At 68.0% G+C, this 8,066-nt stretch carries 10 protein-coding genes; 3 read left to right on the top strand and 7 right to left on the bottom strand.

Going from position 1 to position 8,066, the window contains the following annotated elements; all coding sequences use genetic code 11:
• Positions 1-213 precede the first annotated feature (213 nt).
• Genes AX681_RS19115 through AX681_RS22165 form a run of 3 tightly spaced genes read right to left on the bottom strand, consistent with a single transcriptional unit; the run spans position 214 to position 3,477 of the window.
• Positions 214-1,959 carry an asparagine synthase C-terminal domain-containing protein gene (locus AX681_RS19115; protein WP_066661905.1) on the bottom strand — a complete coding sequence of 582 codons (1,746 nt, stop codon included), beginning with the start codon at positions 1,957-1,959 and terminating at the stop codon, positions 214-216.
• A gap of 17 nt (positions 1,960-1,976) precedes the next feature.
• On the bottom strand, positions 1,977-3,338 hold the full coding sequence (locus AX681_RS19110) for a DUF5935 domain-containing protein (RefSeq protein ID WP_066661907.1): 1,362 nt from the start codon (positions 3,336-3,338) through the stop codon (positions 1,977-1,979).
• Entirely contained in the window at positions 3,331-3,477 is a 147-nt protein-coding gene (locus AX681_RS22165) for a hypothetical protein (RefSeq protein ID WP_156442820.1), read from the bottom strand. The genes AX681_RS19110 and AX681_RS22165 overlap by 8 nt, the downstream gene beginning before the upstream one ends.
• A gap of 65 nt (positions 3,478-3,542) precedes the next feature.
• Between AX681_RS22165 and AX681_RS19105 the strand changes: the two genes are divergently transcribed.
• Entirely contained in the window at positions 3,543-4,784 is a 1,242-nt protein-coding gene (locus tag AX681_RS19105) for a TIGR04063 family PEP-CTERM/XrtA system glycosyltransferase (protein WP_066661910.1), read from the top strand.
• The gene (locus AX681_RS19100) at positions 4,754-5,671 is read left to right on the top strand and encodes a hypothetical protein (protein ID WP_156442821.1); all 918 of its coding nucleotides are present in this window, start codon (positions 4,754-4,756) and stop codon (positions 5,669-5,671) included. Before AX681_RS19105 ends, AX681_RS19100 begins: the two co-directional genes overlap by 31 nt.
• A gap of 145 nt (positions 5,672-5,816) precedes the next feature.
• Here the strand turns inward: AX681_RS19100 and AX681_RS19095 are convergent, their stop codons facing one another.
• Together AX681_RS19095 and AX681_RS19090 are read right to left on the bottom strand one after the other, a co-directional pair.
• On the bottom strand, positions 5,817-6,131 hold the full coding sequence (locus tag AX681_RS19095) for a hypothetical protein (protein WP_066664729.1): 315 nt from the start codon (positions 6,129-6,131) through the stop codon (positions 5,817-5,819).
• The gene (locus AX681_RS19090; protein WP_443026150.1) at positions 6,128-6,280 is read right to left on the bottom strand and encodes a hypothetical protein; all 153 of its coding nucleotides are present in this window, start codon (positions 6,278-6,280) and stop codon (positions 6,128-6,130) included. Before AX681_RS19090 ends, AX681_RS19095 begins: the two co-directional genes overlap by 4 nt.
• A 145-nt stretch (positions 6,281-6,425) precedes the next feature.
• Between AX681_RS19090 and AX681_RS19085 the strand changes: the two genes are divergently transcribed.
• Positions 6,426-7,046, top strand: a complete 621-nt coding sequence (locus AX681_RS19085; protein WP_066682636.1) for a S24 family peptidase — start codon at positions 6,426-6,428, stop codon at positions 7,044-7,046.
• A gap of 10 nt (positions 7,047-7,056) precedes the next feature.
• Here the strand turns inward: AX681_RS19085 and AX681_RS19080 are convergent, their stop codons facing one another.
• On the bottom strand, positions 7,057-7,809 hold the full coding sequence (locus tag AX681_RS19080; RefSeq protein ID WP_197421885.1) for an energy transducer TonB: 753 nt from the start codon (positions 7,807-7,809) through the stop codon (positions 7,057-7,059).
• 68 nt (positions 7,810-7,877) lie between these two features.
• A partial coding sequence (locus tag AX681_RS22680; protein WP_331710035.1) for a hypothetical protein occupies positions 7,878-8,066 on the bottom strand: 189 nt, incomplete at its 5' end.

Below are 8,066 nucleotides of genomic sequence, written 5' to 3'. Positions count from 1 at the left end.
GGGAGGGGGACCGCTCGCGCAGCGAGTGGTGGAGGGGCGGCCGCGCAGACGGCCGGGACAGTTAGGCGAGACTCCGCCCTCTGCGCCCACGGCTTGCTTCGCAAGCCGGCTCCGCTGCGGCGATATGCCCCCGGCATATCGCTGATCGCAGCTACCCCCCCCTCCGTCAGCGCTTCGCGCTGCCACCTCCCCCTGGCAGAGGAGGATTTGGGGTCACCCCACCACGCGCGATCCCAGTCTTGCCGCGAGATATTCGAGGTTGGCGATGCGGCGCCACACCGCGCTGTCGTTGATCGCGGACGGGTTGAAGAAGCGGCGCATCGCCGGGAAGTCGAGGTCGATGACGCGGCTCATATAATCGGGGGTCAGCGTGCCACCATGCTCGTCGCCCATCGCGCCGAGGCGGCGGCGCAGCGCGTAGGTGTGGCGGCGGAGCCAGACCGGGCGGATGCGGGTGAGCCATTCGGTGCGGCGATGCGCGAGATTGGGTGGTCCGGCAAAGTCATGGCCATAGGCCGAGGGCTGGGCGGCAAGCACCGGGTCGATGGCGTTGAGCAACGCTGCCTCGAACCGCCCGGCATATTTGAGCGGCATGGGCAGCGTCATCGCTTCCGCCACCACGCGATGGTCGAGGAAGGGCATGAGATAGGGGCTGAACCGCGCCTCAAGGCTGATCTCGCGCCCGAACAGCGCGCGGCAGCGGATGCGGGGATAGATCTGCTCGACGCGGTTGCGCGCGAGCTTGCCGGTGGCGTCGGGCGGGGCGAGCGACGCGGCGATCTTGTCCGCGATCGCGTCGATAAAGCCGTGCGGGTCGAAGCCCGTGGTCGCATCCGCCGGGGTAAAGCGGGCGAAGAAGGTCTGCGCGATGTCATGCGCGGTGAAGCGGCGGTCGGGGAGGTAGAAGAAATTGCGGTAAATCTCGCCGCACCCACCCGACACGGCGAGCGCACCATCGGCGTGGCGCGCAAGCTGGGCCGCGCCATTGGTGCCATTGTCGAAGATGTTGCCGAAGGTCGGCAGACCGTCGAACTGGCGGAAATTGCGCTCGACCAGCTCTGGGAACGCGTCAGGCGGGACGACGCCATCTTCCTTGTCGAGCCATTCGATCGGGAAGCCTAGCGCTGCGCCGATGTGCTGGGCGATGACGACATCCTCGTCCCCCGGCACGCCATAGACATAGAGATGCGGGTCGCAGCCCCGCGCGCGCAATGCGGCGAGGACGAGGCGCGAGTCGAGCCCGCCCGACAGCGGCGCGCGGACATTGCCGCCCAGTGCATCGACATGCGCGCCGACGATGGCGAGCAGCCGGTCGCGGTGGCGGACAATGCGTTCGGAGAGCGGCGCGTCGCTCGGCGCGGCGGGCAGCGGCTTGGCGATGCTGTGGCGGACGGTGCCGGTCGCGGTCAGCTCGACGACGCTGTTGGGGGACAGGGTCTTCAATTGCTCGAACACCGTGTCGTCGCCGACGGGCATGACGTTGAAGGCGAGTTCGTACACGCCCTGCGCGTCGAAGCTGAGCCGGGGGAGGGCGCGCGCGGCGGCGAGGAAGGTGGTGGCGAAAACGCGATCCTGCGTGTCGTGGAACAGCTGAAACGCCGAGAAATAGTCGCCGAACAGGAAGCTGCGCCCGCCGCGCCGGACGAGCGCGACAAACTGTCCCCCGAGCCGGTCCCAGTCGAGCGCGAGCGGGTCCATCGCGAGGAGGGCGGCGAGCGCGGGCGCTCCCATTTTGCCGTCCGCGACCAGCGTCCCGGCGACCGCGACCAGATCGTCGCCGCGCTGGAGCAATGACTGTGGCCCGGCGATGATGTGGCCGGCGTGCAGCAGGGTCCAGCCGGGAACCGCGGCCTCGACCGGCTCCGGAAAACCTTGCTCGCCCAGCACCGCACGCGCCTGCGCCAGCGCGGTCTCGGCGAAGCGCGGATCGTCGTTCCGGACAAGAAACAGGCTGGCCATGGCTGCGCTCTACCCGATCAGGCCGCCGCCGGCGCGGGCGATGTCCGCCGCTTGCCCATCGGACGGATGCCTTCCTCCGCCCGTTTGCGCGCGAGATAGGTGTCGAGCCCGATTTGCGCGCCGACCAGCATGTAGACGAACGGGTTGAGCGCGATGCCAACGAACAGCGACCCGAACAGATAGATGATGTGCCCATGCTGAAGCGCGGTGGCGAGCGGGGCGATCCATGCCTTGTCCGGGGGCACGTCGCGGTAGCGGCGGCGCAGCACCTCCATGCGCAAAATGCCGCCGAGATGGATCATCAGCCACAGGATGAAGCCGGGCCAGCCCTGTTCGCCGAGCATTTCGAAAAAGGCCGAGTGATAGGCGCGCGACTTGTCGATTTCGGGCGTGCGCACCACGGTGCGGCTGGCGCCCTCGCCGACAATCTCGATCTTGTCGTATTTGATCTCGTTCTGGCGATAGGCTTCGAACCCGCCACCCATCGGGTGGGTCTTCACATATTCCCAAGTCCATTTCCACACCTCGATCCGGGTCGAGGCGCTGGCGTCGGACTGATAGGTCGAGATCGTGCCCATCCGCTCGGTAAAGCTTGCGGGGAGGAACGGGACCGACGCGACCGCGAGGAAGCCGGCACCGGCGATATAGAGGATGCGCCGCTTGACGTCGCGCAGCATCAGCACGGCGAGCAGGCCGATGCACAGCAGCCCGGTGCGCGCCTGTGTCCCCACCGGCATCAACAGACAGGCGAAGATCAGGGCATAGCCGAAGCCCTTGACCCGCCAATCGGGCGGGAAGATCGTGCCGTACTTCGTGAACCACAGGATCAGCGGGATCAGGCAGATCGACACGGCGGAAATGATGCTGCCTTCGAACAGGCCGGAGTTGTTATCGACGATCAGCTTGAGCTGGCCATAGCCGCCGCCGCCGAGCGCGGTCTTGACCCCGCCCGCGATGATGATCGTCGCGACCGACAGCAGCATGAACAGCAACAGCGCCTCGATCCGCAGCCTTGTGCGCAGGGTGAGGGGCAGGAAGATGGCGAAGGCCAGCGCCTTCCACACCCAGTCCCATTTATACGCCGCATCGATCGGAAAATCGGCGTTGATCGTGGTGTAGTAGCACCAGCCGAGCAGGGCGAGCATCAGCCCCTGGCGCGGGGCGACGCGCACGTCGCGCTTGTCGTCCATGGCCAGCCAGGACAGCACCGCGAACCCCACCGCCATCGCCGAAATCGGGAAGGCGTTGAGCAGGAAATAGCTCATCCGCTGGGGCGAGACGATGTCGATATAGACATAGGCGAGCACGAACAGGAACGGTCGGCGCAGGCCGAGCGCGAAAATGGCTCCCAGAAAGGCGATGAAGGCGAGATCACGCACCGGGGCGCTTCCAGCCGCGCTTGGGCGGCGGCGGCTTGCCGTCGAGGCTGTCGTCATCGACCGCCGGGCTGTTCACCAGACGCCAGGCGACGACGAGCAGCAGCCCGTGGGTGAGAGCAAGAACCAGCGTGTCGATCATCGCTGGAACGGGATAGCGTGATCCGGTTGACGGGCCGTTAAGTGATCGCGTGGCAAGGACTGGCCATGCGGATCCTGCACGTCCTCGACCATTCGCTGCCGCTGCACAGCGGCTACACCTTTCGCACGCGCGCGATCCTGAAGGCGCAGCTGGAGCGCGGCTGGACCGCCGCGGGGGTGACCGGGCCGCGCTATCACACTGGCGATTCACCGTTCGAGACGTTGGACGGGATCGACTTTCACCGCACGAAGCAGATGCGGCGCCTGCCGCCGGTCGTCGGCGAGCTGGCCGAGATTGCGGCGTTCGCACGGCGGATCGGAGAGGTGGTCGAGCGGTTTCGGCCTGACATCCTTCACGCGCATTCGCCAGTGATCGATCCGCTGGCGGCGATGCGCGCGGCGAAGCGCTATGACCTTCCGTTGCTCTACGAAATCCGCGCTTTCTGGGAGGATGCGGCGGTCGGCAATGGCACCGGGACCGAGGGCTCGGCGAAATACCGCGCGATCCGGGGGCTGGAGACCTGGGCTGCGCGGCGCGTCGATGCGGTCGCGGTGATCTGCGAAGGGCTGAAGCGCGACCTGATCGCGCGCGGGATCGATGCGGGGAAGATCATGGTGTCGCCCAATGGCGTCGACCTGCATTTGTTCGGCGATCCGGTGCCGCGCGATGCGGCGCTGGCGGCGCAGCTGGGGCTGGAGGGCGCCGATACGATCGGGTTCATCGGCAGCTTTTACGACTATGAGGGGCTGGACGATCTGATCGCGGCAATGCCGGCCTTGCTGGCGCATCGGCCCGGGGCGCGGCTGGTGATGGTCGGGGGCGGGCCGATGGAGCAGGCATTGCGCGCGCAGGCGGCGGCGTCGAGCGCCGCGCATGCGATCCACTTCGTCGGGCGCGTGCCGCATGAGCAGGTCGAGCGTTACTATTCGCTGATCGACCTGCTGGTGTATCCGCGCAAGCACATGCGGCTGACCGACCTGGTGACGCCGCTCAAGCCGATCGAGGCGATGGCGCAGCACCGGTTGGTCGCCGCGTCCGATGTCGGCGGGCATCGCGAGTTGATCCGCCATGGCGATACGGGGACCTTGTTCCCGCCCGATGACCCGGCGGCGCTGGCGGATGCGGTGGCGGGGGTGTTCGCCGACCGCTCCGGATGGGACGCGCAGAAAATGCGGGCGCGCCACTGGGTCGAGACCGAGCGTAACTGGTCGTCAAACATTTCGCGCTACGAACCCGTTTACCAAAGATTGATCGAAGCCCGATCACGGGAATCCAAATGGTTGCGTACGCCCTCGTTCAACGTCTGACCCCCAATGTGGCGCTCGCGCTCGCCGGCGGGGCGGGTGCGTGCGCGGTGCTGGCGAGCTTGGTGCTGCCCGGCGCGCTGCTCGAGGATGCGGTGCTGGCGAGCGGGATCGCCGCGTTCGTGCCGGCCGCCGAACCCCCGCTGGGCACGACGGCGCGGCTGTGCATCGGGCTGTTCAGCGGCGGGCTGATCGCGCTGATCGCGTGGATGGGGCTGTCGGCACTGATCGCGTGGATCGATTCGCGCGTGTCAGGCGAAGCGGGCGAGGCGCGCCCGACTGTTCGCCGCGCCGACGCGCATCCGGACGCGCGGCCGCGCGTGCCGCTGCGCGCGAGCGATCTCGACATGCCGGCGTTCGATCCGGTCCCTGTGGCCGAGGCTGAGGTCAGCGTGGCCGATATCCTTGACCTGTCCGACGCGGCGCTGCCCGAAGAGCCGGTGATCGCGATGGGGCCGCCGTCCGAGGGGCGTCCGCTCCATGCGCCGCTGCCCGAGGTGCAGGAACTGCCGGTCGACCTCGACCAGCCGCTCGCGGCGTTCGATCCCTATGCCATTCCCGCAGTGCCGGTGGTGCCGCCGCCGCCGGTGCGCCCGCTGCGCCGCCGTGCCGCGCGCGCGCCGATCTTCGACGAGACCGAGCGGTTCGAGACGTTCGAGCTGACGCCGCCGGTGCGCCCGGCGCCGGAGCCGGTGGCTGCTGATCCGGTGTCGGAAACCCCGCCGCCGATCGCCGCGCCGCAGACCGAGGCGAGCGTGCAGGCCCTGCTCGACCGGTTGGAGCGCGGGCTGACCAAGTTCGCACCGCCCCCGCCGGAACCCGCACCCGACCCCAAGCGCAAGCTGGAGAACACGCTGTCCGAACTGCGCCGGATGGCGATGCGGGCTTAGTGGCCCTCTAATCCTCCCCCGCCAGGGGGAGGTGTCAGCGTAGCTGACGGAGGGGGAGGAACCGAGGCGCCCAAGGCGACGGCACACACCGTCCTGCCCCTCCGTCGCCTTCGGCGCCACCTCCCCCTGGCGGGGGAGGATTGAATTACCGCTCTTCCACCGTCAGCACGCCGACCTTGATCTCGACGCGGTCGCCGACGCGGCTGCGCGATTCGACCGTCAGGTCCGCGACCAGATGTCCGCGTAGCGCGAACTCGGCTTCGGGCAGCTCGGCGATCCATGCGTCCAGTGCGGGCGAGGGAGCGGCGGCGAGCAGCAGCTCGTGCCGCGCGCCGGCAAAGGTCGCGCTGGCCCAGCGAGTCCAGCCCGCCGAGACGATCGACAGATCGATGCCGCATCGTGCGGCGTGGCGGGGCAAAGCGCGTTCGAGCAGCACGCCAGCATCGGGACCGCAGCTCATCGACCTGCCTCCTGCGTCGAGGCGGGCCGACGCGCCAGTTGCGCCTCGATCCGAGCGCACAGTTCCGGCCCCGGATCGCGCCCGTTGCGCAGATCGTCGACCAGTCGCGGATCATTGACCGCGAGCCGCCCGAACTTGGTGCGCGGCATCCCGGTTTGCCGCAGATATCGCTCAATTTTTCCCAGAATCGCCATCGCCCTTCCTCACGCTACGGGGCTGCCCCCGACTCATGTGTTCATTAAATGTTCTCATTTCCAACTTGTCTAGGAAAAATCCTGCGACTATGGATGGACCATGGAATCGGACGAGCAGCGGCGCGCCTTGGCGCAGGCGGCGGCGGCGCGGGGGGCGTCGCTGGCGGAACTGTCGCGGCTGATCGGGCGTAACGCGGCCTATCTGCAGCAGTATGTGACGCGCGGCAGCCCGCGCCTGCTGGCCGAGGCGGACCGGCGGCGGCTGGCGCGCTATCTGGGGGTCAGCGATGCGGCGCTGGGCGGGCCGGCGGTCGAGGGGCTGGTGGCGGTGGCGCGGGTCGATGCCGGGGCAGCGGCGGGGCGCGGCCGGGTGGTGGAGAGCGAGCGGGCGAGCCCGTTGCTGCTCGACCCGGCGTTGCTGAGGCGGCTGGGCGTGCGCGCCGACATGGCGTCGACGATCCGTGTCGAGGGCGCGTCGATGGAGCCTACCCTATGCGATGGCGACGAGATCCTGGTCGATGGCGCGCGGCGCATCCCCGGTCCGCGCGGCGCGATCCATGTGTTCCGCCGCGAGGGAATGCTCGCGGTCAAGCGGCTGCGGACGATGGGCAGCGAGGTCGAACTGGCCAGCGACAACCCGGATTACGGGCGTGAAATCGTGCCGATGCGCGCGATCGAGGTTGTCGGGCGCGTGGTGTGGATGCACCGCGCTTTGGTATGAGGGGAGCCGTTCAGCCGGTCTTCCAGCGAAAGCGGTAGAACAGGCGGCTTTTGATCGGTTTGCCGTCCTTGTCCGCGGCGGCGGCAAATTTGCCGCGCGTCTGGAACAGGATGCAGGTCTGGGCATCCAGCGTCGCGACGCCGCTGGCCTGTTCGACGACGCAATCCTTGAGCGCGCCCTGCTCATCGATCAGCAGCGAGACGCCCGTGGTGCCGTCGCGGCCCTCGAAGATCGCCTGGCCGGGATAGTCTTGCGACGACACCAGCCGCGCGGGTGCGACAAGTGGCGCGGACATCTTGCCGATGCGTGCAAGCCCCGCCTCATCCGCGTTCCAATGCGCGCGCAGGTTCTTGTTGCAGGTATCGAGGGCGCGGGCTGCGGAAGCGAATCCCGAGGTTGACAGCACCAGGTCGAGCCTGCGCCCCTTGATCGTGAAGGTCGGCAGCGCGGCAAGACGGTCGAAATCGCCGCGCGACAGGTTGATCCAGAACATCTCGTGTGCAGTCTTGGCTGGCCGAAACCCGAGCGCGGTGGTCTTCACATCGCCGAGCGTGACCGGAAAATGGGCGGCGTTCTGGTATGGCCCCTTGCGCGTGATCATCAGGCGAATGACGTCGCCATTCAGCGACGGTTTGAGGGCAAAGGTGGTCGGCGCCTTTGCGTCGCCATAATGCTGCATGGCGAGGCAATTGGTTTCGCCCCAATTGACCTGCCATTTGCCCAGCGGCGCCGATGGCGCATCGGTCTGAACCGGCGACGTCATCGCCGCTAACATCGTCAAAGCATTGAGCATTTTGCCAGCGTCGCACGTAACGGTTACGCCTGCAAGACTCAGCGGCTGCCGCGCATCCGGTCGATCAGCGCGACGATGATGAGCAACGCGATGCCGACCCCGAGACCGGCGAGGAAACCGATCGACGGCTGGCCCTGGCGCACGCCGACGACGGTGCCGACGATCAGCGACAGGGCGAGGAGCGCGCCTCCGGCGATCGGGGCGGGTTTGGATGAGCGGTTCATGGG

This window comes from Sphingomonas sp. CCH9-E2 (assembly GCF_001557215.1).
Taxonomy (GTDB): Bacteria; Pseudomonadota; Alphaproteobacteria; order Sphingomonadales; family Sphingomonadaceae; genus Sphingomonas.
This window is presented reverse-complemented; position numbering and strand designations above follow the sequence as displayed.